31 protein-coding genes and 1 pseudogene are annotated in these 25,771 nt (G+C 66.0%); 15 read left to right on the forward strand and 17 right to left on the reverse strand.

The features are described 5' to 3' along the window. Positions 1-162: 162 nt before the first annotated feature. The 6 genes from BJ970_RS12055 to BJ970_RS12080 all read right to left on the reverse strand — a co-directional run bounded on the left by BJ970_RS12055 (position 163) and on the right by BJ970_RS12080 (position 5,157). Positions 163-444: a hypothetical protein gene (locus tag BJ970_RS12055; RefSeq protein WP_184726336.1), complete on the reverse strand. Its 282-nt coding sequence runs from the start codon at positions 442-444 to the stop codon at positions 163-165. A gap of 174 nt (positions 445-618) precedes the next feature. Beyond that, positions 619-936 (reverse strand): hypothetical protein, encoded by a 318-nt coding sequence (locus BJ970_RS12060; RefSeq protein ID WP_184726337.1) that lies wholly within the window; start codon positions 934-936, stop codon positions 619-621. A 305-nt stretch (positions 937-1,241) separates the two neighbouring features. Further along, positions 1,242-1,541, reverse strand: coding sequence for a MoaD/ThiS family protein (locus BJ970_RS12065; RefSeq protein WP_184726338.1), 300 nt, complete (start codon positions 1,539-1,541; stop codon positions 1,242-1,244). Further along, on the reverse strand, positions 1,538-2,653 hold the full coding sequence (locus BJ970_RS12070; RefSeq protein ID WP_184726339.1) for a WD40/YVTN/BNR-like repeat-containing protein: 1,116 nt from the start codon (positions 2,651-2,653) through the stop codon (positions 1,538-1,540). Before BJ970_RS12070 ends, BJ970_RS12065 begins: the two co-directional genes overlap by 4 nt. 38 nt (positions 2,654-2,691) lie before the next feature. Next, entirely contained in the window at positions 2,692-3,489 is a 798-nt protein-coding gene (locus BJ970_RS12075) for a helix-turn-helix domain-containing protein (protein WP_184726340.1), read from the reverse strand. Between the two features lie 240 nt (positions 3,490-3,729). Beyond that, complete coding sequence (locus BJ970_RS12080; RefSeq protein WP_184726341.1) at positions 3,730-5,157, reverse strand: MFS transporter; 1,428 nt, start codon at positions 5,155-5,157, stop codon at positions 3,730-3,732. Between the two features lie 226 nt (positions 5,158-5,383). Here BJ970_RS12080 and BJ970_RS12085 point away from each other — a divergent pair, with 226 nt between their 5' ends. From BJ970_RS12085 to BJ970_RS12100, 4 genes are all read left to right on the forward strand, one after another. Continuing rightward, on the forward strand, positions 5,384-6,160 hold the full coding sequence (locus BJ970_RS12085; RefSeq protein WP_221467120.1) for a GntR family transcriptional regulator: 777 nt from the start codon (positions 5,384-5,386) through the stop codon (positions 6,158-6,160). Positions 6,161-6,211: 51 nt separating this feature from the next. Continuing rightward, positions 6,212-6,634 carry a nucleoside hydrolase gene (locus tag BJ970_RS37755; RefSeq protein WP_246470825.1) on the forward strand — a complete coding sequence of 141 codons (423 nt, stop codon included), beginning with the start codon at positions 6,212-6,214 and terminating at the stop codon, positions 6,632-6,634. A gap of 134 nt (positions 6,635-6,768) precedes the next feature. After that, positions 6,769-7,173 (forward strand): ArsR/SmtB family transcription factor, encoded by a 405-nt coding sequence (locus BJ970_RS12095; RefSeq protein ID WP_184726342.1) that lies wholly within the window; start codon positions 6,769-6,771, stop codon positions 7,171-7,173. A 7-nt stretch (positions 7,174-7,180) separates the two neighbouring features. Continuing rightward, a complete protein-coding gene (locus tag BJ970_RS12100) occupies positions 7,181-7,858 on the forward strand; it encodes a cation efflux transmembrane domain-containing protein (RefSeq protein ID WP_184729051.1) in 678 nt (225 codons plus the stop codon). A 521-nt stretch (positions 7,859-8,379) separates the two neighbouring features. Here the strand turns inward: BJ970_RS12100 and BJ970_RS12105 are convergent. Next, positions 8,380-8,691: a hypothetical protein gene (locus BJ970_RS12105; protein WP_184726343.1), complete on the reverse strand. Its 312-nt coding sequence runs from the start codon at positions 8,689-8,691 to the stop codon at positions 8,380-8,382. 644 nt (positions 8,692-9,335) lie between these two features. On the opposite strand from BJ970_RS12105, the gene BJ970_RS12110 reads away from it, so the two are divergent. From BJ970_RS12110 to BJ970_RS12120, 3 genes are read left to right on the forward strand one after another with little or no spacing between them, the layout of a single operon-like run. After that, a complete protein-coding gene (locus tag BJ970_RS12110) occupies positions 9,336-10,193 on the forward strand; it encodes a helix-turn-helix domain-containing protein (protein WP_184726344.1) in 858 nt (285 codons plus the stop codon). Position 10,194: 1 nt separating this feature from the next. Beyond that, complete coding sequence (locus tag BJ970_RS12115) at positions 10,195-10,368, forward strand: DUF397 domain-containing protein (protein WP_184726345.1); 174 nt, start codon at positions 10,195-10,197, stop codon at positions 10,366-10,368. A gap of 36 nt (positions 10,369-10,404) precedes the next feature. Continuing rightward, entirely contained in the window at positions 10,405-10,578 is a 174-nt protein-coding gene (locus BJ970_RS12120) for a DUF397 domain-containing protein (protein WP_184726346.1), read from the forward strand. Positions 10,579-11,107: 529 nt separating this feature from the next. Here BJ970_RS12120 and BJ970_RS12125 read toward each other — a convergent pair. Beyond that, on the reverse strand, positions 11,108-11,914 hold the full coding sequence (locus tag BJ970_RS12125) for a hypothetical protein (protein ID WP_184726347.1): 807 nt from the start codon (positions 11,912-11,914) through the stop codon (positions 11,108-11,110). A gap of 75 nt (positions 11,915-11,989) precedes the next feature. Beyond that, entirely contained in the window at positions 11,990-12,322 is a 333-nt protein-coding gene (locus BJ970_RS12130; protein WP_184726348.1) for a helix-turn-helix domain-containing protein, read from the reverse strand. 336 nt (positions 12,323-12,658) lie between these two features. Here BJ970_RS12130 and BJ970_RS12135 point away from each other — a divergent pair, with 336 nt between their 5' ends. Both BJ970_RS12135 and BJ970_RS12140 read left to right on the forward strand, forming a co-directional pair. Further along, positions 12,659-13,366, forward strand: coding sequence for an HAD family acid phosphatase (locus tag BJ970_RS12135; RefSeq protein ID WP_184726349.1), 708 nt, complete (start codon positions 12,659-12,661; stop codon positions 13,364-13,366). 110 nt (positions 13,367-13,476) lie between these two features. Beyond that, positions 13,477-13,962 carry a DoxX family protein gene (locus tag BJ970_RS12140; protein ID WP_184726350.1) on the forward strand — a complete coding sequence of 162 codons (486 nt, stop codon included), beginning with the start codon at positions 13,477-13,479 and terminating at the stop codon, positions 13,960-13,962. Between the two features lie 261 nt (positions 13,963-14,223). On the opposite strand, the gene BJ970_RS12145 is transcribed toward BJ970_RS12140, so the two are convergent. The 3 genes from BJ970_RS12145 to BJ970_RS12155 all read right to left on the reverse strand — a co-directional run bounded on the left by BJ970_RS12145 (position 14,224) and on the right by BJ970_RS12155 (position 15,985). Next, complete coding sequence (locus BJ970_RS12145) at positions 14,224-14,580, reverse strand: hypothetical protein (protein WP_184726351.1); 357 nt, start codon at positions 14,578-14,580, stop codon at positions 14,224-14,226. 50 nt (positions 14,581-14,630) lie between these two features. Then, on the reverse strand, positions 14,631-14,867 hold the full coding sequence (locus BJ970_RS12150; RefSeq protein WP_184729052.1) for a DUF397 domain-containing protein: 237 nt from the start codon (positions 14,865-14,867) through the stop codon (positions 14,631-14,633). Between the two features lie 251 nt (positions 14,868-15,118). Then, on the reverse strand, positions 15,119-15,985 hold the full coding sequence (locus tag BJ970_RS12155; RefSeq protein WP_184726352.1) for a Sco1979 family transcriptional regulator: 867 nt from the start codon (positions 15,983-15,985) through the stop codon (positions 15,119-15,121). 197 nt (positions 15,986-16,182) lie between these two features. Here BJ970_RS12155 and BJ970_RS12160 point away from each other — a divergent pair, with 197 nt between their 5' ends. Beyond that, complete coding sequence (locus BJ970_RS12160; RefSeq protein ID WP_184726353.1) at positions 16,183-17,010, forward strand: SAM-dependent methyltransferase; 828 nt, start codon at positions 16,183-16,185, stop codon at positions 17,008-17,010. A 21-nt stretch (positions 17,011-17,031) separates the two neighbouring features. Here BJ970_RS12160 and BJ970_RS12165 read toward each other — a convergent pair whose 3' ends face one another. Next, positions 17,032-17,547 carry a hypothetical protein gene (locus BJ970_RS12165; RefSeq protein ID WP_221467827.1) on the reverse strand — a complete coding sequence of 172 codons (516 nt, stop codon included), beginning with the start codon at positions 17,545-17,547 and terminating at the stop codon, positions 17,032-17,034. Positions 17,548-17,704: 157 nt separating this feature from the next. Between BJ970_RS12165 and BJ970_RS12170 the strand changes: the two genes are divergently transcribed. The 5 genes and pseudogenes from BJ970_RS12170 (at position 17,705) to BJ970_RS12190 (ending at position 21,887) form a co-directional block, all read left to right on the forward strand. Beyond that, entirely contained in the window at positions 17,705-18,382 is a 678-nt protein-coding gene (locus BJ970_RS12170) for a response regulator transcription factor (protein WP_184726355.1), read from the forward strand. Beyond that, the gene (locus tag BJ970_RS12175) at positions 18,379-19,725 is read left to right on the forward strand and encodes a sensor histidine kinase (RefSeq protein WP_184726356.1); all 1,347 of its coding nucleotides are present in this window, start codon (positions 18,379-18,381) and stop codon (positions 19,723-19,725) included. Before BJ970_RS12170 ends, BJ970_RS12175 begins: the two co-directional genes overlap by 4 nt. 75 nt (positions 19,726-19,800) lie before the next feature. Then, positions 19,801-19,884: pseudogene (locus tag BJ970_RS12180) on the forward strand (exodeoxyribonuclease III); the annotation flags it as partial. A 117-nt stretch (positions 19,885-20,001) separates the two neighbouring features. Further along, a complete protein-coding gene (locus tag BJ970_RS12185) occupies positions 20,002-21,474 on the forward strand; it encodes a recombinase family protein (protein ID WP_184726357.1) in 1,473 nt (490 codons plus the stop codon). Further along, positions 21,471-21,887: a hypothetical protein gene (locus BJ970_RS12190; protein WP_184726358.1), complete on the forward strand. Its 417-nt coding sequence runs from the start codon at positions 21,471-21,473 to the stop codon at positions 21,885-21,887. Before BJ970_RS12185 ends, BJ970_RS12190 begins: the two co-directional genes overlap by 4 nt. A gap of 97 nt (positions 21,888-21,984) precedes the next feature. Here BJ970_RS12190 and BJ970_RS12195 read toward each other — a convergent pair whose 3' ends face one another. From BJ970_RS12195 to BJ970_RS12210, 4 genes are all read right to left on the reverse strand, one after another. Next, positions 21,985-22,320: a MazG nucleotide pyrophosphohydrolase domain-containing protein gene (locus BJ970_RS12195; RefSeq protein WP_184726359.1), complete on the reverse strand. Its 336-nt coding sequence runs from the start codon at positions 22,318-22,320 to the stop codon at positions 21,985-21,987. Positions 22,321-22,416: 96 nt separating this feature from the next. Then, a complete protein-coding gene (locus BJ970_RS12200; protein ID WP_184726360.1) occupies positions 22,417-23,484 on the reverse strand; it encodes a DNA glycosylase AlkZ-like family protein in 1,068 nt (355 codons plus the stop codon). Between the two features lie 184 nt (positions 23,485-23,668). Further along, the gene (locus tag BJ970_RS12205) at positions 23,669-24,979 is read right to left on the reverse strand and encodes a B12-binding domain-containing radical SAM protein (protein WP_184726361.1); all 1,311 of its coding nucleotides are present in this window, start codon (positions 24,977-24,979) and stop codon (positions 23,669-23,671) included. Then, positions 24,976-25,662: a cytidylate kinase family protein gene (locus BJ970_RS12210; protein ID WP_184726362.1), complete on the reverse strand. Its 687-nt coding sequence runs from the start codon at positions 25,660-25,662 to the stop codon at positions 24,976-24,978. Before BJ970_RS12210 ends, BJ970_RS12205 begins: the two co-directional genes overlap by 4 nt. Positions 25,663-25,771 lie beyond the last annotated feature (109 nt).

Here is a 25,771-nt window from a genome sequence, read left to right on the forward strand (position 1 = left end):
TTATGGCGAAGAGGCCTGCCGCAGGGAGGAAGGTCCCGATTCCAGGCAATATCGGGAATCACCTCTGCTCACGCCATCCCTGGCAGTCACAAGAGAAAAAGTGTCGGCCTCCGTGCGGAGACCGACACATTCACCAGGTGTGTCGCGAAGAGTTCTCGGACGTCAGGATTCGTCCTCGTCCGCGCCATCTTCGCCGTGGTCCTTGGCAACGTAGTCTGCGGACCCGTTGGCGCTTCCACCGCTCGGCGCCGACGAGCATTCGACCGTGATCGGGCCGGTGAAGGAGATCGGGCGGCAGATGCTGATCCCTTGACCGGACTCGCCGTCGGTGCCCGGCTTTTCGGTGCTCGCTGCCGTTGCGGTTGGCTGGGTAAGCAGGCTCGTCGCCAGCACGCCGACGCCGAGCGCGGCGGCGGTGCCGAGAAGGCGAACAGAAGTGGTCACTAGTACTCCGTTCTAAGTCGTTCGCCCCGAATCGTCAGTCCGACGGCTCTGGGCGAAGACCTCGTAGCGGGACAGGTTCGCCGGTCGGCCGCAGCGCGCGAGACCGAAGTCTGACACCCCGTTCGGGCGGGAGTGCCGCGCCCCGAGCCGGTCGGCGGACCCGTGAGGATGACGTCAGTCTTCTTCGTACTCGGTGTCGTGGCTGTCGTCTTCCGCGACGGCCTTCGCGTCGCCGCCGTTCGCGTTTCCGCCATTGCCACCGTCGCAGCGGGCCTCCGCCTTCGCGAGGATGCCGATCGCCGGGCAGATGTTCAGGGCGAGCCCGCCGTTGCCGCCCTTTCCGCCCTTGCCGCCTTCGGCCGCCGCGGTGACGGTCGAGTCATCGTCCGACTCTTTGGCCTTGCCCTTGGCGGCGAGCGCCGGCGTGGCCCCCATCGCGAGCAACCCGGTCGCGGCGATACCGGCGAACAGGATGCGAACAGAACTGCGCACGTCAAACTCCGATCTGGCTGTTTTCGCTAGCGTCAACACGGCGTCGATTCCGGGAGGGCCGGGGTGTGGGCCGTGTGAATGACGGGGCAAAACTTCCACCAGCTTGGTGAATCGCCACGCCAACACGCCGTGAGAGCCCGAGCGACCACCCATTAGTTGAACGGCAGGGTTGGGTCGGGTCGGGAAATCCGATGTGGACGGTTAGCCGATTCGGGCCAGCGCGCCGGATTCCAGCGCGGTCCACACGGCGCCGCCACCGGTTAATCGACGCGTCGCGTTCTGCGGCGACTAGCTTCCGAGCACGATCATCCGCCCGCCATCGCGCCGACGATCAGGTACGGCTCCCGGCCGGCGGCCACCTCGTCCGGGAGCGGGGCGTCCGGGGACTCGTGAGAGAGGTCCAGTTCGCAGGCGAAGAAACGGATGAACGCCCGGCGAAGCTGGGTGTCCTGGTCGCGGATCGTGCCGCGCAACATCGGGTACCGGGCCTCAAGCGCGTCGAGGACCGCGCGTTGCGTGGGCCGACCGTCGACCTCCAGCGTGATCTCGCGGTCCGCGATCTTGGCCAGCGACCGCAGGTGGGCGGGAAGCGCGACCCTGATCATGGCAGCGTTTGCACCTCGACGGAGAGAACCGCGGGCAGATCCCGGACGATCGGCTGCCAGCTGTCCCCGGCATCGGGCGACACGTATACCTGGCCGCCGGTGGTGCCGAAATAGATGCCGCAGTCGTCCAGCGAATCCACTGCCATCGCGTCGCGCAGCACGTTGACGTAGCAGTTGCTCTGCGGCAGGCCCTTGGTTAGCGGCTCCCACTCGTTGCCGCCGGTCCGGCTGCGGTAGACGCGCAGCCTGCCCTCCGGCGGGTAGTGCTGCTCGTCGCTCTTGATCGGCACGACGTAGACCGTGTCCGGCTCGTGGGCGTGCACGTCGATCGGGAAGCCGAAGTCGGTCGGCAGGTCCCCGCTGATCTCGTACCAGGAATCGCCTGCGTCGTCGCTGCGCATCACGTCCCAGTGCTTCTGCATGAACAGGACGTTCGGGCGCTCGCGGTGCAGGGCGATGCGGTGCACGCAGTGGCCGACCTCGGCATCCGGGTCCGGGATGCCGTCGGAGTGCAGGCCGTGGTTGATCGGCTGCCAGCTCTGGCCGCCGTCGTCGGTGCGGAAGGCGCCGGCCGCCGAGATAGCGGTGTAGAGCCGCTTCGGGTCGTCCGGGGCGTGGATGATCGTGTGCAGGCACATCCCGCCAGCGCCCGGTTGCCAGCCGGAGGCGGAGCCGTGCTCGCGCAGCGCGGGTAGTTCCTGCCAGCTCTGGCCGCCGTCGGTGGTGCGGAACAGCGCGGCGTCCTCGACCCCGGCGTGCACGGTGTCCGGGTCGGTCGGCGACGGTTCGAGGTGCCAGACCCGCTCGAATTCCCAGGGGTGCGGCGTGCCGTCGTACCACTGGTGCGTGCCTGGCGTGCCGTCGTAGGAGAACTGGTTGCCGACCGGCTCCCAGGTCTGGCCGCCGTCGTCGGAGCGCTGGATCAGCTGGCCGAACCAGCCGAGCGACTGCGAGGCGTAGAGCCGGTCGGGGTCGGCGGGCGATGCCTTGAGGTGGTAGAGCTGCCAGCCGCCGAAGTGCGGGCCGCTGACGTCCCACTGTTCGCGGGTGCCGTCCGCGGTCAGGATGAACGCGCCCTTGCGGGTGCCGACGAGAACTCGGACACGGCTCATGAGGACTCCCTGGTCAGCCGCGGGAAGGTAGTTGCCGGTCAATGTATGGCTGCGGGGCGCGCATGTCTTCTCCGATTTTGCGCAGTAGGCGACGCCAGCGGCGGGAGCGCGACCAGCACCGGTGTGGTCCACTCGGCGGCCACGTCGAGGTGCACGTCACGGTGGTGGCAGGTGTGCCGTTGGGATACCCGCAGAGGCTGCGGCGACCCGCCGACCACGTTCCAGGCGGGCACTAGCTGCGCCGTCGTGTCCGCGCGTGCGGGGAAGGCCGTGGACAGCAGCCAGTAGGTACCCGCCGGGACGCCGGTCAACATGAAGTCACCGGTTGGGTCGAGCAGCGCGCCGCTGACCGGTCTCCCTCGCGGGGCGCGGCGCGGGAACAACCCGACGTAGATCGCTGCGGTGTCCCGCAGCGTCGTCTGCGCCGCTGCGCTGAGGCGGACTGAGCCGGTGACGATGCCGCCCTGTCGTAGGGGGCCAGGCACGTGCACCGGTTCCGGCGGCGCGTCCGAGAGCGAGTCGGGCAGTCGGCGGAATTCGGTCGGACAGACCCCGACATCGGCGGTGAACCGCCGGGTGAACGTGCCGACCGAGGTGAATCCGACCGCGAAGCAGATGTCGATGATGCGGTGGTCGTCGGCGAGCAGCAGCTGCTTGGCCCGCTGGAAGCGGTGCGCGGCCAGGAACTGCCCGGGCGGCAGGCCGAGCCGTCGTTCGAACGATCTGGCCAGGTGGAACGGGCTGTAGCCGACGTGGTCGGCCACGTCGGCGAGCCTGATTCGCTCGTCGGCGTGGGCCGCGATGAAGCGCGCGGCCTCGGTTGCGACGTCCAGCATCCCGGCAGCCCCCAATCGGCCCAGTCCACCACGGCACCCGGTGGCTGGACACCGACGGTAGCTCCGACGACCGACAGGTCGCGAGAGCTTTCGGCCTCGGGTGCCTGTGCGCTCGGGCGTCGCTAGGGGCGCGAAGGGCCCGCGTGGCGGGTTTGCGATTTCGCGCGAATTACCGCCCCGGTGCGGAGCTGGCGGCGTTTTCGCGCGAAAACGCAAGAATGAAAGCCGACTTCATCGCGTTTACCGTGAACCACTCCAGGTCGTCGAGTTCTCGTTCTTCGGGGTCTTGATGAGCAGTGCGGTGACCAGCGCGAGGGCGACGAAGGCGCCGGAGGACCACAGCGCGGCGTGGAAGGCGTCGAAGGTCGGGGCGCCGCCGTCGCTGACGGAGGTGACGACGCTGGCGGAGACGGCGATGCCCAGCGATCCGCCGATGCCGAAGCAGGCCCCGTTGAGGCCGGGCAGCGAACCGGGTTTGTCCGCCGGGGCGGAATCGACGCCCAAACCGTTGAGGGCGGTCAGCTGATAGCCGGTGTAGGTGACGCCGAGAACCGCCAGCGCCGCAACGGTGATCCACGCCAACTGCGGGAACAGCACGAGCGGCACGAAGGCCGCAGCCGTGCCGACCGAGCCGATCAGTACCGAGCGCCGCCAGCCCGTGCGAGGCCCGAAATGCCCGACCAGTGGGGCCGCGATGACCCCGAGCCCGGAGGCCGGGGTGAGGAACAGCAGCGCCGACATGGTCGCCGACATCCCGTAGCCCTCGCCCGCGGTCTGGGTCAGCAGCGGGATGGTGAAGTTCAGCATCCCGAACACCCCGGCCAGGGTGAACACGGTGGTCAGCAGCAGCGGCCAGCCACGTCGTGACGCCAGCACCGAGGCGTCGATGAGCGCGTCGCGCGTGGACCGCTCCACCGCGATGAACAGCACGAGGGCAAGCACACCGCCGATGAGCAGCGCAAGGGTGGCGGACGAAGACCAGCCCCAACTGCTGCCTTCGTTGAGCGCCAGCAGGATGCCGGTGAGACCGATGCCCAGCAGGGCGGCGCCCTTCCAGTCCATCCGGCCGGTCGAGACCGTGGTGGTCGGTGCCCACAGGTGCACCGCGCCGATGGCGATCAGCGTCAGCACCAAGGTGATCACGAAGATGCCGCGGAATCCGACGGTGTCGGCGACCGCGCCACCGATGATCGTGTCGACCCCCGCGATGCCGCCGTTGACCGCGGTGATGATCCCCAGGGCGCGGCCGAACTGCTGCGGCGACAGGGTCTCGTGCAGCGTCAGGTAGGCCAGCGTGAACGACGCGGAGGCCAGGCCCTGCAGGATCCGGCCGACGATGAAGATCTCGATGGTCGGCGCCAGTGCGCAGACGGCCTCGCCGACGAGCAGTGCCACCAGGGTGGCCAACAGCATCGGGCGCCGGCCCAGGTAGTCGCTGAGCCGACCGATCGTGACCTGGCCGATCGCCGAGAACAGGAAGAACACGGTTTGCGACAGCCCGGCGGTGCCGCTGTCGGTGTGCAATCGCTCGATCACGTCGGGTAGCGCGGGTGAGAGCATGGTGGCGTTGATCTGGTAGCCGCCTACGGCGAGTACCAGTGCCACGAGCAGACCGGCGTAGCGCACCGGTGGTGCGCCGGTGGGCGAAAGGTCGCGGGCCGTCGTCATGAAAGTGCCTCCGCTTCGGCGAGGTGGGGCGGAACAGGGCGGGTGGCTGCCGGGAGCCCTGCGGAGCGGTCGGCTAAGCCGAACTTGTCTGACAGGCCGTAAGCATTGCCGGACGGGTGTGCCAGCTCGCTGTGGCGCGGGTCAAGGAGTGCAGTCCTTTTATGCTCGTAAGTTCGGCCTTTTCTGGCCTCCCCGGTGTTGACGAGCCGAGGCTATCGCTCTTAACTTGTCTGACATCAATCCGGCAGGGGGTGCGATTGTGGGGGCCAGACGACCCCAACGGCGACCGGTCGTGGACCTCTACGAGCGGATCGCCGAAGCCATTCGGCGAGGCACTTATCCGCCGGGCTCGACGCTGCCGTCCGAGCCCGACCTCGCGGCCGACCTCGGCGTGAGCCGACCGGCGCTGCGGGAGGCGTTGATCCTGCTCCAGGTGGACGGCGTGATCACCGTCCGGCGCGGCGTGGGGCGGACCGTCAGCGACCGCCCGGCCCGGCGCGGATTCGAACGGCTGCGACCGATGGAAACCCTGCTGGGCGCGGGCGACACCAAGGTCCGGCCGCTGGTGCGCGACATCGAGCAGCCGACCGACCTGGTGATGCAGCACCTGCCGGTGCCGGCCAGCTGCGAGATCTGGTTCTGGGAAAGCGTCGTTGTCGTCGACGGCGTGCCGGCCTGCCTGGTGGAGGAGTGGAGCGTGCACGACGAGGCGCTGGCCGCCGTCGATCCCGCGCTGCCCGGCATCCTGGCGGCGGCGGAAAACCAGCCGAGCACGATGTTGCACGTGCTCAGCTCGATCGACCCGCACCTGCCGCTGAGCGCCGCGAGCACGGTCAACGCGACGGTGCTCGGGCGGCGTCGCGGCGAGGTCTTCGACCGCTCGCCGGACACCCCGGTCGTGCTGGTCACCCAGGTCGTCTCGATCGAGCACACCCCGCTGATCGCCGCGAAGTACGTGTTGCCCAGCGGCGCGCCGGGCCTCCCGGTGCGCCAATCCCGATGAGCCGGGCACCCCCCGGCACGACTCCGCTCCCAGCAGAAAGGCGCGCAACCGATGGCGTCCAAGGAAACCCTGATCGTCGACTGCGACACCGGAATCGACGACGCGCTGGCGCTGCTGTACCTGCTTCGGGATTCGGGCGTCGACACCCGGGCGGTGACCACCGTCTTCGGCAATGTCGATGCGGTCACCGCGGCCGACAACACGTTGCGAGTACTCGAATTGGCGGGACGGCCGGACATCCCGGTGGCCATCGGGGCTCGCAGCAATTGGCACGGGGACGCGCATCTCGCGCTGTACGTGAGACGTCTCCCCGGTGCTGGCACCGGTCGTCGCGGTCGACGTGGACACCGGCCAAGGCCCGGGGCGGCACGACCATTGCCGACGTTCGCCGGCAGTACCGGGACTTCCCGGCCCAGGACGGCGCGCACGTTCGCGTGGTGCTGGAGACCGACGGAAACTTCGCCGAGCTGCTGACCGACCGATTGTGCGCCGATCCGAAAGCTTCTCAACGCGTTGCGTGAGCGCAGCAGCGCGTTCGCAAGTGCGCTCCAGCGAAGGGTTTTGGAGCCCCGGCCCCATTCATCGCCGAAATTCGCTATCATCGCCGCATGGCGATGAATGCTGATAGGTCCCTGGCGTCGAGACCGGCGACGAGTGGGCTGGATGCGGCGGTGGCGCTGTTCCACAGCCTGTCGGATGCCACGAGATTGGCGATGACGCGGCGGCTGGCCGACGGCGCGGCGCGAGTGGCGGACTTGGTGGGTGAGCTGGGGTTGGCCCAGTCCACGGTGTCGGCGCACGTGGCCTGTTTGCGGGACTGCGGGCTTGTGGTCGGACGGCCGGAGGGGCGGCAGGTGTACTACTCGCTAGCCCGGCCGGAGCTGATGGACCTGTTGGCCTCGGCCGAGAAGTTGTTGGCCGCCACCGGGCAAGCCGTGGCGCTGTGCCCGAACTATGGCACCGACAGTGGCGTGGGAGACGCGTCCGAGGTCGCGCGGGTGGCCGGTGAGTGAGGCGGAGATGTCCTGGACCGCCGGGCCGTTAGCGGACAATTGCGAGGACGGGTGCTGTTCGGGATCGGCGGCAACGGGCGCGGGTTTGAGTGCCGAGCGCCGGGCCGTGCTGACGCGGCGGATTCGGTGGTTTGTCGCCGCGACGATCAGCTACAACGTCATCGAGGCGATCGTGGCGATCACGGCGGGGACCGCCGCGTCGTCAACGGCGCTGATCGGCTTCGGGTTGGATTCGGCCATCGAGGTGGCCTCGGCGGCGGCCGTGGCCTGGCAGTTCAGCGGCTCGGACCCCGAAGCACGAGAACGCATTACGTTGAAGATCATCGGTGTCTCGTTCTTCGCTCTGGCCGCCTATGTGACTGTCGAATCAGTGCGCGCGTTGTTCGGCATGTCGGAGGCTGAGCATTCCATCGTGGGCGTCGTCCTGGCGGCGTTGAGCCTGCTGATCATGCCTGTGTTGTCTTACGTCCAACGGTGCGCCGGCCGGGAACTCGGCTCCAACAGCGCGGTGGCCGATTCCAAGCAAACCTTGCTGTGTACGTACCTATCGGGCGTGCTGCTGGTTGGCTTGCTGCTCAACAGTTTGTTCGGCTGGTATTGGGCGGATCCGATCGTGGCGTTGGTGATCGCGGCGGTGGCGGTGAAGGAAGGCCGCGAAGCCTGGCGCGGCGAACACTGCTGCTGAATTCCGTGCCGGGAAGTCTCCGATCTGTGCCGATGGAGGTTATGGAGCGGCCGGCTGGCGTCCTGCGGAACTGCCAACCGGCCGCGCTATTTCGCTACTGCTGGGTGGCCTGTCGTGTCGCTTTGAGCCGTATTCGTCGCCGTCGTTGGTAGTTGCTGGCGGCCTTCCTGCACGGGGTGCACCGGCATCCCCGGGAGTAGGACGCCCTGGTGCCGTGCTCGCGTATGGGGCGGGACGCCCATGCCTTTCGGTAGTCCCTTTTGGCTTGGCGGCACGCTTCGCAGCGGCAGCCGAACTCGTCGTATGCATAGAGGGTGCCGTGTCTGCCTGCCGGGACGGCGCGCCGGGCGTTTCGGAGTCGCCTGTTCTTGCGGTATCGGGTGTGCTCGGCTTTGCAGGGCGAACATCTGCACCTGTGGTGCTGGTATCTGCGGAGGGTGCCGTGGGGTGGTGGCGTCTTGGCCCGTGATCTCATGGGGTTTCTGCTTGTGTTGCTATCGCGATGGGATGGCGTCGGGCGGTCACGCCGCCTTGGCGAGGGCGGCGGCATCGTGGGTGCGGGCGAGCGTGTTGGTGTCGTCGGGGTCGGTAGTGGGCCAGAGAGGCCGGGCCGTGTGTGGCGGTCGCGGTTGCGTTGGTTGCCAGTGCACGGCGGCGGCGCAGGCTTGGCACACCGCGAAGTGATTTGTGGGCGGGTCGATGCCGATCCTGCGGTGAAATGGCTCGTAGAGCCGGTTACCGCAGGCCATCACGAGTGATCCTCCGGCGTCGCTGACATCGCAGGCATGCCACTGGGATTGCTGTGTGCTGGCGACCCACGCTCTCCGGCTCATCGAGGCCGACTCCAGCCGCTCCGGTCCCGCATGCAGATCGTGTCGTCATGTACTGCGGAACTCACAACGCGCCCCCTGGGGTTCGGGATGTCGGGGAGATTTCCGATCGTGCAAGTCGCGCTCGTGATCGGCGACGACGTCGGAGTATCGTTCGGAGAATTCGCACTTCTCGTGACTGCACTGGTATGCGAATTTCAGTGTCCGATGTGGAATTTTCGTCGGCATCAAAACCTCTTAATCGTCGGATAGTGGGGGAGGTCGAGGTGCCCGGAAGCGAGGACGGTCCTGGGGGCTGGCGAGCTGACTTCACCGCCCCGGCGCGCGCCACGCTTTTGGGTGAAAGCATGTCACGTCAAACCGAAAACACCGCATGAGTCGGGACGTAGGATGCTTCACCGATTGCGTCTACCGCGTGCCCAAAACACCGCGCGCGGTCGTTGTCAAGCATCCGTTTGGGCAGTCCAGATGGTCGGCCGGAAATGGTGCTGTAACCAGTCAAGATGCCTCCCACGAGGGTTGACCCAACAAGTACGCTGATACGGCAAGGGTTGATCAGCGCAGTCAAGAGATTGGGTGATGCCGACATGACATCGCAATTGCTCTAAACGGGTGATTACGCCCGGCGACACGTAAGGATGAATCGCATGGCTACAGCAACCGGATCGCCACGCGCCAGGGCACTATCGGCCGCTCTGCGAGAAGCGCGCAAAGAGCGAGGAATCAGCACGCGCGAACTAGCCCATAGGCTGTCGATAGATCAATCGCACCTTTCAAGGATCGAGACCGGCAAGAGGGTTCCGAGTATTGAAACGACAGCGATGATCCTGGCGATACTGCGTACCTCGCGGGAGGAGCGTGAAAGAATCCTCGATCTGGCGCGTAACGCGAGCGAGCCAAACTGGCTCACGGTTGGGATACCCGGTATTCCGCTACAACTGGCTGGGGCGTGGGAGTGCGAACGAGCGGCATCGGATATTGCAGCGTGGCATCCGTGCCTCATACCAGGGTTGTTGCAGACGACGGACTATGCTCGCGCCATTGTGGTCGGAAGTGCGCGCTTGGATAAGCTACCTCAGCACGAGATAGAATCTCGCGTAATGGTCAAGGTTGCCAGGCGAGAGGTCCTCACGAGTCGTAATCCGGTGCGGTTCAATGCGCTCATTGCGGAATTCGCGCTTCGCGAACCAATCGGTCCTTCTGGTGTCATGGCTGAGCAACTGCGGCATTTGATCAAAATTAGTGAGCAGTCCAATGTGGTTATTCGGGTAGTTCCGCAACGCGTTGGCTGGCACCCAGGATCACCCGGTCCGTTCGTCTTCTACGAGTTTAAGGATGCGCCGCCTGTTGTTCATTTTGAACATCACAGTTCGGGTGCTTTCGATCAAGATGAAGACGACATAAAAGCGTACCGCAAGGCGGTAGCAGAGATCGGCAAGATCGCCTTGTGTCAGTCCGAGGCGATTGAGCTAATTGCTCGAATCATTGTTGACGAATGGAGTTAGCATGACAGTGCATCGTTGGCTTAAGTCCAGCTACTCTAGTGCGAACGGCGATTGTGTCGAGTTGGCCGACACGTTAGACCGTATCCGCGATTCCAAGGATCCGCATGGGCCGACCTTGGGGATTGACGTGGCGGGCTTTGTTCGGGCGGTGAAGGACGGCCGTTTCGATCGTTGATCAAGATCGGATTATTGTTATCCGAATGGAGTCAGGATGGCAGCGTATCGATGGATTAAGTCCAGCTACTCCAGCGCGAACGGAAATTGTGTCGAATTGGCCGTCACGTTAGACCGTGTCCGCGATTCCAAGGATCCGCATGGGCCGACCTTGGGGATTGATGTGGCGCCTTTCGTTCGAGCCGTGAAGGACGGCCGTTTCGATCGTTGATCGAGACTGTGTGCCCCGGTAGCTGATACCGGGGCACGGGTCTCTTACCTCGCGGGTTGCCACTCGTTTGGTGGTTCGCTGCCCGCGATTCCGGTGGCTTTCAGCGGTACTTCGGCTCAAACCTTCTGACTGTACGCGTTGTGTTGCGCATCGAACTGTCGTCGTGGTCGGCTCGATGACGGGATAAGCGCTTGCAACACTTCGCCCCGCAACTGTCTTACTCCGCGCTCGACCGCGTGCTGCGCGGATCCGGGCTACCGAACGCGATTTTCACACCAGGAGGTTTCTCATCGTGGAATTTTCGTCGGCATCAAATGCCCCTCATGCAAGCGTCACATCCGATTCGTGGTGACGCTCGCCTAGTTACGAGAACGACCGGCTTCTCACAGCGGGCGGTGCGACAGCGAGTGATGTGGGTGCCGGTGACGACGATCAGCAACCATTGAGACATGAGACAACCCTCGCCCCTTGAGAACGGGGCGAGGGGGACTAATGGTCACCGGGGACGCTTAGTCCCCCACTAATCGGGTTATGCAGCGATGCCGAGACGTTCAGCCAACTGAGCGGCTTCGGACCGGACTGACATCGGGCCGTGGTGTACCAGATGGCTGACGACTTCACGGGCCGCCATGTTGAACTGGATGGACTCGGCCGAATGCCTTTCAGCTTGGATCAACGGAATCAGTGCACCGCTGTCGCGTTGCTGGTGCAGTGCCCTGGAAAGGTGGACCAGATGCGACGCCCGCCAGTTCCGGGACGGAATCGACTCGATGTTCACCGCATCGGCAGATCGAATGGCCTCGGAGGCATCCCCAAGAGCTTGAGCGATCCACGTGCGATGTAGCGCGACGTGGCCAGCGCTGTAGCCGTGATGGTGGGCATAACTTTCCGGTAGGAGTGAGACCATCCGGTTCGCGTCTTCCCAATGAACCCAGGCCGAGGGGTCGCCGAAATGGCGGGCGGTGGTGGAGGCTCGGGCCAATTGTATTGCTCCCCATAGACCACGCGCTTCGTCCGCGCCCGTTTCCAGAAATGGATTGAGAGCGTCAGTGGCGAGACGAAGGAGATCCAGAGCCTGTTCTGGCCTACCGGTAGTGCGAAAGGCGAACGCGGAGTACATAAGACCGGCTGCGTATGCCATCGGTGCGTCGGCGTCTTCGCCCAACGAATACCCTTTATCTACGGTGAGCCAGTACCAATGATGGGCGGTGCCTTGCCACGCGAGGTATGCCTGTCCGAGGTGCATCACGTCAGCCAAGGCCGCGCGCGCCGCTCGTTTCTCGTCGCCTTCGTGGGCGCGAACCGAAGAACGACCAGCGCGGATCAGACCAGGCAAGATCCGGGCAGAAACAGTCCGCTGCGCTTCGGACGCGTGCCAGTCGCGCCATGCTTGAGCTGCGGCAGCCTTAAGTCATTGCGGCGAAACTGGTGCTCCTTCTGGGGGGAGATAGCCGGTAAGTGCCTCGCCGACTTCCTCTGCCGCCGGGTGGGATGGGCGTTCGGCGTTGATCACCGGGGCGGACACCTCGGGCCCGTAAATATCTTGGAGGTTCTTCACACCAAGGAGCCGCGCCAAGGCAACGCCGGTTTCCAGCGGAAGGCGACGCTGCCCCCGTTCGATCTTCTTCAGCCAGTCTTCACTCTTTCCCATTAGGCCCGCTATAGTCGCCCGGCTCTTGCCCCGGCGTTCCCGGAGTTGGCGAACCCTGTTACCCACTTGTGCACGCACATCGTCGGACGTCATTGAGCCACCTGCCCTCTCGCTTGGTGGTGCCACGTTGTTCCCGCCGAGCCCCCAAGGCGTCCCCGGGGAGGCGTACCTCGGCGGCGATGTTCCCTGAGCGTAGCGACTGATCACCTCAGAGTGACAGACCTGATCTGCGAGGGCTAGAAACGCGGGCTTACCTTGAAGCGGCAAGCCAAGCAGCCATCAGGTCCCGGCGGCCTTCGCATCCACGAGTGTGTGTGATGTCGGCCGAAGGTGTCGTCGTGGTCGGTCGATGATGATCGCCCCGTGCAACACTTCGGCCCGCAACTGTCTTGCCCGGATAGCGGTTTTCGCACCAGGAGGTTTCTTATCGTGTCCGACGGAAAGTCCGCCGCGCTCCCCAGGATCGCCTCGTCCCTCGCCCTGCTCGGTGTGCTTGCTACCGGCTGCGCCACGGCCCAAGGTGCCGAAGGGGTGAGGTCCGCCGAGCCCGCCCCGAACCTGTCCGACCTCAAGAAGTCCATCGTGGACTATCACGACTCGGGCCGGTGGGACGCCGACATCGCCCGAGCCGACCGGCGCGGCCAGGACTACCTGGCCCGGCGCCTGGCGCAGGGCGTGTCGAAACCGGCCATCGTGCTGGACATCGATGAGACCAGCCTGTCTACCTACGGTTATGAGACCGAGCACGATTTCGGTTACGACAAGGCGGAATACGACGAGTACGTGCTGGCGCGCGAGGCCACCGGGATCGCCGCGACGCGGGACCTGGTGCGCTTCGCCGACGCGCACGGCGTCGCGGTCTTCTTCGTCACCGGCCGCCGGGAGAGCCCGAGGATGCGCGACGCCAGCACGCAGGACCTCCGGGAGGAGGGCTACCCCGAGTTCGACGGCCTCTACCTGCGACCGGTGTACGACCACGACCCGTCGGTCGTGCCGTACAAGAGCGGTGCGCGGGCCGACATCGAGCGGCAGGGCTACCGCATCATCCTGAACATCGGCGACCAGGACTCCGACCTGGCAGGCGGCCACGCCGAACGCGGCGTGAAGCTCCCCAACCCGATGTACAAGGTCAACTGACCGGGGCCGTTCGGTGCCATGACCGGCAGGGCCCGCATCTTGCCATTGACAAGATGTCATGCCGGGGTCAATCTTGTCGTTGACAAGTTTCCTCTCGGGGGAGGCCCGGCATGGCTCCGTTGATCATTCTGCTCGTCGTCACACTGGTGCTGCTGGTGGCGGGCGCCGCCGGGGTCCGCCGGCTGCGTCCCTGGTCGGTCGCCGTTCGCGGTGGTCTCGCGGCCATGTTCGTGGCGACCGGCATTGCGCATTTCGTTGGGATGCGGGCGGAACTCATCAGCATGGTGCCGCCCGGCCTGCCCGCTCCCGGCTTGCTCGTGACCGTCACGGGCGTCCTTGAGTTGGCGGGCGCGGCGGGGCTGCTGTGGCATCGAACCGCGCCGTGGGCGGCGGGCGGACTCGCTCTCATGCTCGTCGCGATGTTCCCCGCGAACGTCCACGCCGCTCTCGCGGGCATCCTCACCGCCCCGGAGGACCAACTCGTGCCGCGCACAGCGATGCAGATCGTCTTCCTGGCCGCCACGCTCGCGGTCGTCGGCTACCACTGGCGGACCCGGCGTGCGACCCAGGATGAGCGCCTTCTGGCGAGGAGCTGACCGCCGCTGCTGTCCAGCCGTCCCCGAGAACGAGTGGGGACGGCTGGTTGCCGCCGATTGCGGCTTACCGGAACCCGTACGAAATCCGGTTGCTCTCCTGGGAATTCGGAGAACTTCTCGACCGAGTTCCCGCGCCGGGGCGCCGTGGCGCGGGAACTCGATCGTTTCGGGATACCCCGGCGCCGGGGGCGCGGTCCATTGAGGACTCCGACACCGGGGTTTGGGGCGGGGGCGGCGGACCGAGGGTCCGCTGCCGAAGCGTCAGGCTGAGGCGGCCAGCCAGGCCGAACGGCCGGCGCGGGTGGGCAGCCAACAACCCACGGCCTGCGCGCCGATCTCCGGCGTAGGCTCGGACAACGCGAGCAGATCCTTGATCACATCCCGCGCCGGGCCGGTGGTTCGCCACAGGACCTTGCTCGGGAACAGGACGTCCGGCTCGTCGCCGGGGATCCGCGCCGCATCGGCGTCGTGCTCGCCGAAGAGCTGCAAGATGTCGAAAACCCCTCGATGAACCCGGATCCCCACCACTGCGACCAGGCCGCCGTTGGCGTCACGCGGGTGCGCGAACTGGAAGTCGCGGGCCATCAGAGCCTGCAGACCGTCGGTAATCTCGTTCATGGCGCCACCGATATTTCTCGTAAGGGCCTCCGCGCGCGGCGTCGGCGCCGTCAGACGATCAGATCGTCGAACTCGCCATCTTTTGCCCCGTGCAGGAAAGCGGCGATCTCGTCCCGGCTGTAGACCAGTGCTGGACCCTCGGGGTATCGCGAGTTTCTGACGGCGACTCCGCCGTCGACCAACGATGCCAATTCCACGCAGTTGCCCACCGCTCCGCTGTGGCGGCTCTTTCGCCACACCACGTTGGGAAGCTGCTGCGCGGGCATACCGTTCTGGATGTTCGGCATCCGAACCCCACCCTTCCCCGACCAATGCTGCACGATCATCTGCACGTGCAGTTGATCGTGCAGCAACCGTAGCAGGTGCAGATGCACGGCAAAAATGCACGTGCATCTCAGCCGACCTTGATCACTCGAACGGAGTAATTCGGCGGTGGGACGCCAAGCGTCTATCAACGCCCGTGCTGAGGGGATGGTCGTCCGCGCATGAGGCCGCCACCTGCGGGTTTTCGGTGATGCGGGCTACGGTCGGCCGACCGTCAGCTGCGCTTCAGGGCCTCTTGTAACGTCTTTCGGGTTTCCTCCGGCGTCTGCGCGTCGACCGCGAGCCGGTGGCTGACCTTGCTGTACACCTCGACCTCGTCCGGCTTGTCCAGGTACAGCGCACCGCAAAGGTGTTCCAGGTAGACGATGTCCGGCAGCTCCGGCTCGGCGAAGCGCAGGATGGTGAACGCGCCCTCGGCCCCGGACCGGCCGAGCTCGAACGGCAGGACCTGCAGCGTCACCGTGGGCATAGCGGTCGCTTCGAGCAGGAACTCGATCTGCTGGCGGAGCACGTCCCGGCCGCCGATCGGCCGGTGCAACACCGACTCGTCGATCACCGCCCACAACCGCGCCGCCTTCGGCTGGGTGAACAGCTTCTGGCGCTGCATGCGCAGCCGCACCCGCCGGTCCAGCTCGTCCTCCGGGAAATCCGGCCGACCCTGGGTGGAGACCGCGCGGGCGTACTTCTCGGTCTGCAGCAATCCGGGTACGAACTGGACCTCGTAGGTCTGGATGCGGGAGGCCGATTCCTCCAGACCCACGTAGTCCTGGAACCACGAGGGCATCAGGTCGTTGAAGCGGTACCACCAGCCCGGTTCGTTGGACCGGCGCACCAGGTCCAAGAAGGACTCGCGCTCGGTGTCGTCCACCACGCCGTAGAGGGTCAGCAGATCGGCGACGTCGCGCTCCTTGAAGCCGACCCGGCCCAGCTCCAGCCGACTGATCTTCGAGCCGGAACCGCGGATGGCGTATCCGGCGTCCTCACGGGAAATCCCGCTCGCCTCGCGCAGCCTGCGCAGCTGGCTGCCCAGCACGAGACGGCGAGCCGTGGGGCCGCTTCCCGTGGCACTGTCCGGGGCCACGCGAGACCTCCTGTGAAATGGACTCTCCAACCACTGTCGCGATCCAACGGTTGGACGTTACGCGAGGGGGATAGTAGTGGAATCCGGCTCCAGGTCGAGTGCCTTACCCGGATCGGCCGTATCCACCCGCTCGTGCGGTGCGCGCGCGTGATCGCCTACGCTCAGCGAATCGGGGCGGCAATTGGGTTGGGAGCGACATGACACCAACCAGCGGAGGACGCGCGGGCACGTCCGGCGGCATCGACCCCACGCGGCCGACCAGCGCGCGGGTTTACGACGCGTTCCTCGGCGGCAAGGACAACTACGCGGCCGACCGGGCGGTGCGCGACGAGCTGGCCGGACTCATCCCGGAACTGAGCGCGTTGGCCACCGACAATCGGGCTTTCCTGTTGCGGGTCACCAGATACCTGGCTGGCACCGTCGGGATCGACCAGTTCCTGGACTGCGGGGCGGGGCTGCCGACGCTGGAGAACACGCACGAGGTCGCGCAGCGGAGCAACCGGGACGCGACCGTCGTTTACGTCGACAACGATCCGATGGCCATCGTGCATGGGCGTGCCCTGCTCGCGGAGAACGACCGGACGCACTACGTCGCGGCGGACATCACCGATCCTCGGCAACTCCTGGCCGCGCACGGTGTCGCCAGGGGGCTGGACTGGACCTCGCCGATCGCGCTGTACCTGATCGGCACGCTGCACCACATCTCCGGCGAGTTCGGCCTGCCCGAACTGATGGCGTACTACATCGACGCCCTGCCGTCCGGCTCGTACGTGGCGATCAGCCACTTCTGCCGTCCCGAAGACGCCGAAACGGCCAAGCTGGCTGGCCGAACGGAGGCGGCCTGCCTCGCCACGATGGGTACCTGTTGGTTTCGGTCCGGCGAGGAGATCACCGGCTTCTTTTCCGGGCTCGCCCTGCTCGAACCGGGCCTGGTGCCGGTCGCGCGCTGGTGGCCGGAAGGGCCGCAAGGACCGGTGGACTCCTTCCAGCGCCTGCTGATCGGCGGCGTTGCGCGCAAGCCCTGACAGGCCCTGCGCGGCGATCGGTCAGTATTCCTGGGTTTCGACCTGCGTGGGGTGGTCGTGCCAGGTCGCGATCACCGATGAGCCGTGTTGACCCGCGGTGAATTCCACCCGCAGCCAACCGGCTACCTGGTCCCAGGTCTGCACCGTGTAGCCGGAACGCGGCACCGCCGAAACCAGGTCAGCTCCGTCGGGACGCAGCGAGAGCACGACCTTGCCGCCCTTGACGTCGTACGTGCGCACCTCGCCGGCCTCCTCGCTCGGCGGCGTGCTCGACGGCGTGCTCGACGGCGGGTCGGGCTCGGTCTCCGAGGTAGGGGAGTCCACTGTGTCCGAAGGCGGCGGTGCCGGCGCGTTCGAGGTGGGCGGGGGCAGCGGCGATTCCGTCGGCGGCAACGGAACAGGGCGGACCAGCGGAACCGCGTCGGGTTGCTCGAATACCGCGCCGCGGATGACATCGCGCACGCCGAGCCAGGCCAGCGTTACGGCGGCGGTGGTCGCGGTCAACCAGACGCCGACGTAGCAGACGGCTTGTTTCATGCGCACGGGAGCGACATCCTTCACCGCCGGGCCATGAATGCGCAAGCAACCCCGGGCATTCGGCCGCGCGGCCCCAGGGCGACCGCTTGCGGTGTGCCGGAGCTCACCCGCAGACCGCAAGCCGAAGAACTCTCACAGGGCCCGTATCGTCGCCGCCATGGCTGTGGTTCTGGTTGTCGAGGACGATCCGGTGGTGCGGGCGGCGATGATCCGCGACCTGTCCGCGCGCGATTGGGCGGTCCGCAGCGTCGGGACGGCCCTGGCTTCGCTGCGCGAGGTCGCCGAACACTCCCCGGATGTCATCATCCTCGATCTCGGCCTGCCCGACCTCGACGGCGGCGAGACGCTGAAGATGATCCGCGGGATCTCCAACGTGCCGACCATCGTGGCGACCGCCCGCGACGACGAGAGCGAGATCGTGCGCCTGTTGCGCGCGGGCGCGGACGACTACGTCGTCAAGCCGTTCTCCAGCGAACACCTCAACGCGCGCATCGAAGCGGTGCTCCGGCGGGCCCGCGGCGCGCAGCCTTCGCAGGTGCTGGAGGCCGGCGGGCTGCACATCGACGTCGACAGCAGGGTTGCGAAGTTGCGCGGCACCGAGCTGGACCTGAGCCGGCGCGAGTTCGACCTGCTCGCCTACCTCACCGCCCGGCCGGGCAAGGTGGTGCCGCGCCGCGAGCTGCTCGCCCAGGTGTGGCGCCAGTCCTACGGCGACGACCAGACCATCGACGTCCACCTGTCCTGGTTGCGGCGCAAGCTCGGTGAAAGCGCCGCAGAGCCGCGCTACCTGCATACCGTCCGCGGCGTCGGCGTGAAGCTCGTGGCACCGGAATGAGGCGCACGATCGTCCTGGTGGCGCTGGCGGTGACCTCGATGGTCGCGCTGGCGTTTCTTATCCCGCTCGGCCTGATGATCAAGGAAATGGCCCGCGACCAGGCGATGTCCGATGCCGAACGGCAAGCGGTGGCGCTGGCGCCGGTGCTGGCCACCACGACCGATCACGCGCTGGTCGGCAAGGCGATCGCCAGCACCCACGCCGGTCAGGCCGGATGGCTCGCGGTGTACCTGCCGGATGGCGGTGTGGTGGGCGAACCCCGGGTCGGCGCCGGTGACGTGCACCTGGCGATGGCGAAGGTGCGGACCTCCAGCATTGAAGTGCCCGGCGGCACGGCGTTCGTGCAACCGATCGCGCTGGACGGCGGTCGCACCGCACTCGCCGAGGTCTTCGTGCCGGCCGAGGAGCAAACCCGCGGCGTGCTGCGGTCCTGGCTGGTGCTCGGCGCCGTCGGGTTGCTCCTGGTCGCTGGATCATTGCTGGTCGCCGACCGGCTGGCGGCCCGCGTCGTGCGCGCCACGACCCGACTCGCGCACGCCTCGTCCTCGCTTGGCGCCGGAGACCTCAGCGTCCGGGTGCTTCCCAGCGGACCGCCCGAGCTGGTGGAGGCGGGGCGCGCGTTCAACAGCATGGCCGACCGGGTGCGCCAGCTGCTCGCCGCCGAGCGCGAGATGGCAGCAGATCTCTCGCACCGGCTGCGCACCCCGCTGACGGCGTTGCGGCTCAACGCCGAGGCGCTGGGCGACGATCAGGCTGCGGAACAGACCCGGGTGGCCGTCGACCGGCTGGAGCGCGAGGTCGATCTCGTGATCACCAGCGCCCGCCGGTCCGGCCCCGGTGAGGAAGCCGAGTGCGACGTCGCGGGATTGTTGCGGGAGCGGCTCGAATTCTGGTCGGCGTTGGCCGAGGACCAGCAGCGGCCGTGGTGCCTGCGCGGCGCGGAGGGGGAGATCTACGTCCCGGTACCGAGCGCGGAACTCGCCGCGTCGGTGGATGCCGTGGTCGGCAACGTCTTCCGGCACACGCCGGAGGAGACCGAGTTCGTGGTGTCGGTGCAGCGCAACGACGGCGTGGTCGGCGTGATCGTGGAAGACGCGGGCCCCGGGGTGGCGGAGCTGTCCGATGCCGTGCAGCGCGGGCGCAGCAGCGCCGGGTCGACCGGGTTGGGGCTGGACATCGCCCGCCGGGTCGCCGAATCCACCGGCGGGCGGCTCGCCGTCGACCGCTCCAGCCTCGGCGGTGCCCGGGTGTGCATGTGGCTGTGGCAGCGCCCGGCGGCGCCGAAGTCCGTGCGCCGCCGCGATCGCCGCAGACGAACCCGCGAAGCGTTCTGGCTGGCCTGACCGCCGCGATTCCCGGCACTGTTGCCGCACAACCGTGTGTGCTGACCGTCAGCATGGGTGATTACCCTCGCTGGTGTGCTGACTGTGTCGACCGTGAACGTCAACGGCCTGCGCGCCGCCGCCAAGAAGGGCTTCGTGGAGTGGCTCGCCGCCACCGAGGGATTGCTGCACATGTGACACTGTTTAAATGAAATCAACACGACCCCACTCGGGCGACCATAACGCCAGCTCAGCGCCTCGCGGGACGGATCAGCCGTCCGAGGACCGGTGATCCCCGTGGGCAAACCGGTTGGGATCTATGTTCGGATCAGCGACGACCGCGAAGGCCGCGAACTGGGTGTCGAACGCCAGGAGGAGGACTGCCGGAAGGTCGCTGTGCGCGAAGGCGACACGGTGGTTGACCTCTACAAGGACAACGACATCGGCGCATCGACCCGCTCGAAGAAGCCGCGCCCGGACTACAAGCGGATGCTGGCCGACGCCAAACACGGCCGCATCCACAAGATCATCGCCTACACGTCGGGCCGGTTGACCCGCAGGCCACGCGAGCACGAGGGCCAGATCGAGCTGGCCGAGCGCTACGGCACCGAGTTCCAGTACGTCGCATCGCCGAGCTTCGACCTGAACACTTCGGCGGGCCGCCGGATCGCCCGCATCCTCGCTGCTAACGACGCGGGTGAGGCCGAGGACATCAGCGAGCGCGTGTGCAGGGAGAAGCAGCAGGCGCTTGCTCGCGGCGAGTGGATCGGCGGCGCACGCCCGTTCGGATACCAGGGGACGATCCGGGACGCCTACGGCAACGTGATCAACCGCGAAGATGTCGGCATCAAGATCATCGAGCACGAGGCCGCCATGATCCAGGACGCCGTGCAGCGGGTGATCTCCGGCGAGAGCTTGTACGCGATCTGCGAGAAGTGGACCCATTCGGGCGTACCGACCCCGCGCGGCTCGAAGCGCTGGTACCCGGCCACGCTCAAGCGCATCCTCGTCCGCCCGCGCAACATCGGGCTGATGGAGCACCGCGGCGTCGTGCTGGAGGGCGCGAAAGCGATCTGGCCGCCGATCATCACCGAGGACGAGTACCACGCCGTCCGCGCGATCCTGCTCGACAACGAGCACCGGACCACGTACCGGGGCAGCCGGTCGCTCAAGTGGCTGGGCACGAACCTCTACACCTGCGGCGTCTGCCAGGACTTGATGCGATCGGCGGGCATCTCGTCGCAGGGCGCGGGCGGTGAGAACCACGCGGCCTACCGGTGCAAGCACGGGCTCCACCTGTCGGTGCGCGCGGACCCGATCGACGCGATCGTGAACACCTACGTCTGCGCCCGGCTCGCCAAGCACGGCGCGGACCTGATCGGGGTTCCCGACGGCGACGCGGTGGACCTGCACACCGAGGCGAACGCGCTGCGGGCGCGGATCACGGAGCTGGAGGACATGCTGGGCGAGGGCGAACTCTCGCGCACGGCCTTCCTCCGGCAGCGGAACAAGATCATAACCAAGCTGGATGGGGTCAACGCCGACCTGGCCTCACGCTCCACCGGCTCGGTGCTCAGCGGAGTCGCGGACGCACCGAACCCGGCCGAGGTGTTCATGAACCCGGAGCTGACGCCGATCGAGCGCAAGCGGGCGATCGTGGACGCGCTGTGCACAGTCACGATCTTGAAGGGCAGGAAGGGGCGCAAACCTGCGCACCTGGCGGGCGACTACCGCGACCGGGTGGTCATCAAGAAGAAGGACGCAGTATGACCAAGCGCGATATTGGAGCCATGCCCGCCACCGCCGAGGATGGGTCCGAGCTGAAACCGACGTTCCAGCAGGAGATCATGAAACTGTTCGCGGAGTGGGAGCAGCAGAGCCGCGAACGCCCTGCCCGCCTGTCCGACCTGGTGGACGAGGACTACGAGGTGCCCGACGTCGTGGATTTCGTCCGCACCCGCGTCGAGGAGGAGCGCGAGGACGTGCCTGATCAGCGCAGCCGGCGGGCGCTGGAGGGCAAGCGGCGCGTGCTCGACGAGATCGACAAGCTGATCGAGGCGGACCCGTGCGAGGGCATGCCGGGCTACCAGAGGTTCTGGGATCTGCGCTGGGTGGTGTTCGGCTTCGCCGCCGAGTACGAGGACCACCCGGACTTCCACGACGACTACCGGTACCAGCGCTAACAGATACCAGAGGCCCCCGGCGCGGGCTGCGCGCCGGGGGCCTCATCTGAGCAACGTATCACCCGGTCAGAAAGTCACGGGTGCTCCGCGCCGCTGCTCATGGCGTCGCACTGTCAATCGTCCAGACGCGCGTTTCGTTGAGGAGTTCCTTGCTCCGCAGCGCGTCTTCGAGGCTTACGCCTTCGCGGTTGGCGATCGCGCACAGGTAGATCAGGACGTCGGCCAGTTCCTCGGAGACGGTGCCGGTGATCGAGCCGTGGTCGATCGGCAGGCGTTCCCGCTTGCGGACGGCCTTGAACAGCTCGCCGACCTCTTCGCCGAGCTTGAGGGACTGCTCCAGCACAGTGCTATCGGCGAACCCTCTCTCCTCCTCCATCTCGGCGACGTAGCGCTGAAGGTCGGCGAGGGTTGCGCCGGAACGGAGCGGCAGCATCCTGCTGGTCCTCCTGGAATTTGGTGGGTGGATGGGGCACTGTATCCGCCTCGTTGACTGACGCGCGGTCGTGGTACTGGTCTTGACACAACGTGGTTACAACAGTGCCAACTGGTCTTCTGCGGCATAGCGCGGCGTGCTGGACCATCCCAGCCGGAGAGCTTCGCTCAAGGTCGCGGCGTGGGTTCCAACGGCCTTCCGCAGCTTCGTGGTGCTACGGCCCCGTGCGAGGGAGTAGGCCACGCGCTTGCCGGGTGCTTGCCATGACCACGTGCCGATGACCTGGCCGTCCCAGATGACTGTGGGAAGTACCTCGCCGATCTGGTTGAACGCCTGCCGGGCAGGCAGCGAACCGAGATAGCGGCTCCTGGTCTCGAAGTAGGCTTTGAGCGCCACGTCCTCGTGGGCCAAGAAGTTGAGACCGGAGGAGCGTTGCTCGGGCGCGCTGGCCTGGAATTCCTCCCACCGCTGCCGGTACATGAACATCGGCGACGGGCTCCACGGCGCGAGCACGCGAACCCAGTCGCCACGTGATTCAGTCATAGCGGCGAGGATCGCGGTCCGGCTGAGTCCTGACCACCACATCGCGTCCTTGAGCGTGGCCGGGCCGTAGCGATCGAAGTAGGCGGCGATCAGTTCCCTGGTCGCGGTTCCCCGATCGGGCTTCATGTCAAGTCCGGGATGTTGCTTCGCGGTCACTGCGAACGTGCGGTGTTCCCTGTTCCAGCATCCGGACGCGTTGACGTAGGTGAGGATTCCGCGCTCCCACGCCAGCTTGAGTGCCAGTCGGACGGCGACGACAGGTCGGCGGGAGGTCACCAGACGAGTCTCGATGGCTCGGTGGTGCAGGGCGCCGTATACGAGGAGGAGGTCCGTGATGGCGTCGATAGCGGCGCTGATCGCGGACATGGGCAGGCTGGCGTTGGTAATGGCGCGTTGAGCGTCACGCTCGCGGAAGTGAAGCGTGGCTCCGTGCGCGGCAACAGCGAGTGGCAGCGGAAGCGTATGCAGCGTCTTCCGCATACAGCGCACGGTAATGACGTCGGACTGGGTCTCCGGCGCGAACAAGGTGGTGGCTACCTGTGGTGTTGTTCCACGCGCCAGCGCGGTCGCGTACGGCGAGGGTAACCGAGCAGCGTGGAGGCCGAGAGAGGCGTTGCTCATGTCCACGATGGACGGAAACTTCGTACCGGTGGAGAGACCTTGCCGAGATAGAAGCCAATTCCACAGGAGTGCGGCCTCAGAGTTGTCGAGGTCGCACTCCTGCGTTGTCACCGGCATTGAGGGCGGCATGAATCGGACACTATCACGCGATGAATGTCACGATGGTGAAACCGCACTGGCTTACCTAGCCTTGACTGTTCCAATTGGCCTCCACGAATTCCTTGAGTCGAACGTAGGACTCGTTGGTTTCCTTCCATTGCTCGTCGGTTCCCCACCAATGCTGATCGTTGTGGTGGATGTGAAACTTCGACCAGTCGCCGTCCCAGTCAGACTGAAGGTGGGTTCCCTTCACCGAGTAGACATCGGCCTGATCGTAGACCTGGGTGCCGGGCAGCGGGACAAAGCGGAACAGGGATACGCGAGAGAGGTCAGAGCCGAGTTCGCTCAGTAGCGAAATCGTATCGTCGGTGGTCGTGTTGTTCTCGCCCGGGAATCCGTGGATGACGAACACCTTGGCCTCAATCCCTGCATCGACCGTGGCGCGGATAGCGCGGGTGATCTGCTGGCGTTTCGTGTTCTTGCGCATGGCCTTCAGCAATGGCTCACTGCCGGACTCCATGCCGTACTTGATTTCGATGCAACCAGACGCGGCCATCTTCCCTAGCAGGGTCTCGTCAATCGTGTCCACGCGAGACAACGCCGACCACTTGAGGTTTAGGTCGGTGATCTTCTCGCAGATGTCGCCCACCTTGTTCTTATTGACAATGAAGTTGTCGTCGACGATGGCGAAGCCCTCGATGCCGTAGGAATCGATGAGGTGTGTCAGCTCGCGGCGAGCACTCTGCCCGCTGCGGTACTGGATTCGGGTTTGTCCGGCGGCGCAGAAGCTACAGGGGAACGGACAGCCACGCGAGAACATGACGTGCGCCATGCGATAGTTCCGCCCAGCCAACCGATCGGAGATCACGAAGTCCTCGGTCGGCAGCAGGTGACGCGCGGGCAAGGGGAGCTGGTCAATATCGCGCAGAAGAGGCCGGGAAGCCTCGTGTTTCAATTCGCCGTTGTCGTACCACCACGCTCCGGCGACACCCGCGAAGCTTTTGCCTGCCGCGCGGTCGAGAATCTCCAGTATCGATTCCTCCGACTCTCCATCGGTGGCGACGTGCGCCCTGAAATCGCGAATGCTATCGCGCGGGTAGAAGTTGCAATGAACACCGCCGACCATTACCAGCGCATCATCGCGAATCGTCGACGACATTCGAGCCTGGAGCATGATGCCATACGTGGCGGAGCTGGCGAGACTAAAGCCAACAGCGTCGAATTCCGACAGATCAAGACTGTCTGAATATGGAGTAACCTTTTCGATGACGACAGCATGCCCCGCCTGTTCAATGACGGCAGCAAGATACAGGACGCCGAAAGGTGGGAATTCCTTCCGATTCTCCTTGAAGCGTGCCATGTCGTAGACTTCTGGGTAGAGAAGGGCAACCTTCATGATGGATCATCACCCCGTTTTCTGCGTACATGAACCAAACAACTTCTTTGATCGTTCGTCCAATTGAGCGCCGCTGACGCGAGATCGCCTTGCCGGTCGCTAAGCAAAGATTCGACTACTGCCTGCACGACGGGAGCGAACGCCGCTATCCCGGCGTCTGCGGCTCGTCTGGTCGGCCGGTGGATGAGATGCGTGTTGTCCAGGATTGCGTCGAAGATTTCTCGGTCCAGAAACAGATCGAATCCGTGATGCTGAAGAAACAAATCTCGTGTGGAAGTGTCTTTGTCCTCGATGATCCGCAGGCAACCGTCGAGGTCGTGCTCCGGTGATTCTCCCTGGGATACGAAGCACTTCCAGGTCCGCGACAGGGCATCCGACTCGAACCACAACCTAACCATCGGCACGCGGCAGGTCCAAGCGATCGCCCAACTGTCGAGGACCAGTCCGTCTTCTTCCGTAGCGAGCTGGATCAGACGCCGGTCCAGCTCGGCGTCCACATCGCCAGCAGATCTGGCCTTCCGTATACGCTCCTGGTGATCGAACCATGCTCGCCCCGTGTCGGACTCGATCCCCAGCAACTCCAGCAGGATTCCAGTCGCCGATACGTACCGGTAGCCGAGCGCGTCGGCGAGAAGCCTCGCGTGCGTGGTTTTTCCGGCCGCCGTCAGTCCTGCGATCGCCACGTTGGGCCGAGGCGATAACGGCGTTTCCCTTGCCGATGGGCGACCACTTGGTATTACGGGCACCGCTCGTTCCTCCTTACGTGTTCGGATTTCCTACGATCGAGCCGCG

Origin of the sequence: Saccharopolyspora phatthalungensis, from assembly GCF_014203395.1 — a bacterium.
GTDB classification, from domain to species: Bacteria; Actinomycetota; Actinomycetes; order Mycobacteriales; family Pseudonocardiaceae; genus Saccharopolyspora; species Saccharopolyspora phatthalungensis.

What these genes read in the sequence shown, in the direction of transcription:
- BJ970_RS12065 (WP_184726338.1), bottom strand. Translation starts at nt 1,541, where the DNA reads ATGATCAGGGTCGCGCTTCCCGCCCACCTGCGGTCGCTGGCCAAGATC.
- BJ970_RS12145 (WP_184726351.1), bottom strand. Translation starts at nt 14,580, where the DNA reads ATGAACGAGATTACCGACGGTCTGCAGGCTCTGATGGCCCGCGACTTC.
- BJ970_RS12105 (WP_184726343.1), bottom strand. Translation starts at nt 8,691, where the DNA reads ATGAGCCGGAGAGCGTGGGTCGCCAGCACACAGCAATCCCAGTGGCAT.
- BJ970_RS12100 (WP_184729051.1), top strand. Translation starts at nt 7,181, where the DNA reads ATGTCCTGGACCGCCGGGCCGTTAGCGGACAATTGCGAGGACGGGTGC.
- BJ970_RS12205 (WP_184726361.1), bottom strand. Translation starts at nt 24,979, where the DNA reads ATGAAGGTTGCCCTTCTCTACCCAGAAGTCTACGACATGGCACGCTTC.
- BJ970_RS12175 (WP_184726356.1), top strand. Translation starts at nt 18,379, where the DNA reads ATGAGGCGCACGATCGTCCTGGTGGCGCTGGCGGTGACCTCGATGGTC.
- BJ970_RS12115 (WP_184726345.1), top strand. Translation starts at nt 10,195, where the DNA reads ATGACAGTGCATCGTTGGCTTAAGTCCAGCTACTCTAGTGCGAACGGC.
- BJ970_RS12140 (WP_184726350.1), top strand. Translation starts at nt 13,477, where the DNA reads ATGGCTCCGTTGATCATTCTGCTCGTCGTCACACTGGTGCTGCTGGTG.
- BJ970_RS12080 (WP_184726341.1), bottom strand. Translation starts at nt 5,157, where the DNA reads ATGACGACGGCCCGCGACCTTTCGCCCACCGGCGCACCACCGGTGCGC.
- BJ970_RS12200 (WP_184726360.1), bottom strand. Translation starts at nt 23,484, where the DNA reads ATGAGCAACGCCTCTCTCGGCCTCCACGCTGCTCGGTTACCCTCGCCG.
- BJ970_RS12070 (WP_184726339.1), bottom strand. Translation starts at nt 2,653, where the DNA reads ATGAGCCGTGTCCGAGTTCTCGTCGGCACCCGCAAGGGCGCGTTCATC.
- BJ970_RS12120 (WP_184726346.1), top strand. Translation starts at nt 10,405, where the DNA reads ATGGCAGCGTATCGATGGATTAAGTCCAGCTACTCCAGCGCGAACGGA.
- BJ970_RS12160 (WP_184726353.1), top strand. Translation starts at nt 16,183, where the DNA reads ATGACACCAACCAGCGGAGGACGCGCGGGCACGTCCGGCGGCATCGAC.
- BJ970_RS12150 (WP_184729052.1), bottom strand. Translation starts at nt 14,867, where the DNA reads ATGCCGAACATCCAGAACGGTATGCCCGCGCAGCAGCTTCCCAACGTG.
- BJ970_RS12110 (WP_184726344.1), top strand. Translation starts at nt 9,336, where the DNA reads ATGGCTACAGCAACCGGATCGCCACGCGCCAGGGCACTATCGGCCGCT.
- BJ970_RS12165 (WP_221467827.1), bottom strand. Translation starts at nt 17,547, where the DNA reads ATGAAACAAGCCGTCTGCTACGTCGGCGTCTGGTTGACCGCGACCACC.
- BJ970_RS12075 (WP_184726340.1), bottom strand. Translation starts at nt 3,489, where the DNA reads ATGCTGGACGTCGCAACCGAGGCCGCGCGCTTCATCGCGGCCCACGCC.
- BJ970_RS12170 (WP_184726355.1), top strand. Translation starts at nt 17,705, where the DNA reads ATGGCTGTGGTTCTGGTTGTCGAGGACGATCCGGTGGTGCGGGCGGCG.
- BJ970_RS12195 (WP_184726359.1), bottom strand. Translation starts at nt 22,320, where the DNA reads ATGCTGCCGCTCCGTTCCGGCGCAACCCTCGCCGACCTTCAGCGCTAC.
- BJ970_RS12190 (WP_184726358.1), top strand. Translation starts at nt 21,471, where the DNA reads ATGACCAAGCGCGATATTGGAGCCATGCCCGCCACCGCCGAGGATGGG.
- BJ970_RS12130 (WP_184726348.1), bottom strand. Translation starts at nt 12,322, where the DNA reads ATGACGTCCGACGATGTGCGTGCACAAGTGGGTAACAGGGTTCGCCAA.
- BJ970_RS12095 (WP_184726342.1), top strand. Translation starts at nt 6,769, where the DNA reads ATGGCGATGAATGCTGATAGGTCCCTGGCGTCGAGACCGGCGACGAGT.
- BJ970_RS37755 (WP_246470825.1), top strand. Translation starts at nt 6,212, where the DNA reads ATGGCGTCCAAGGAAACCCTGATCGTCGACTGCGACACCGGAATCGAC.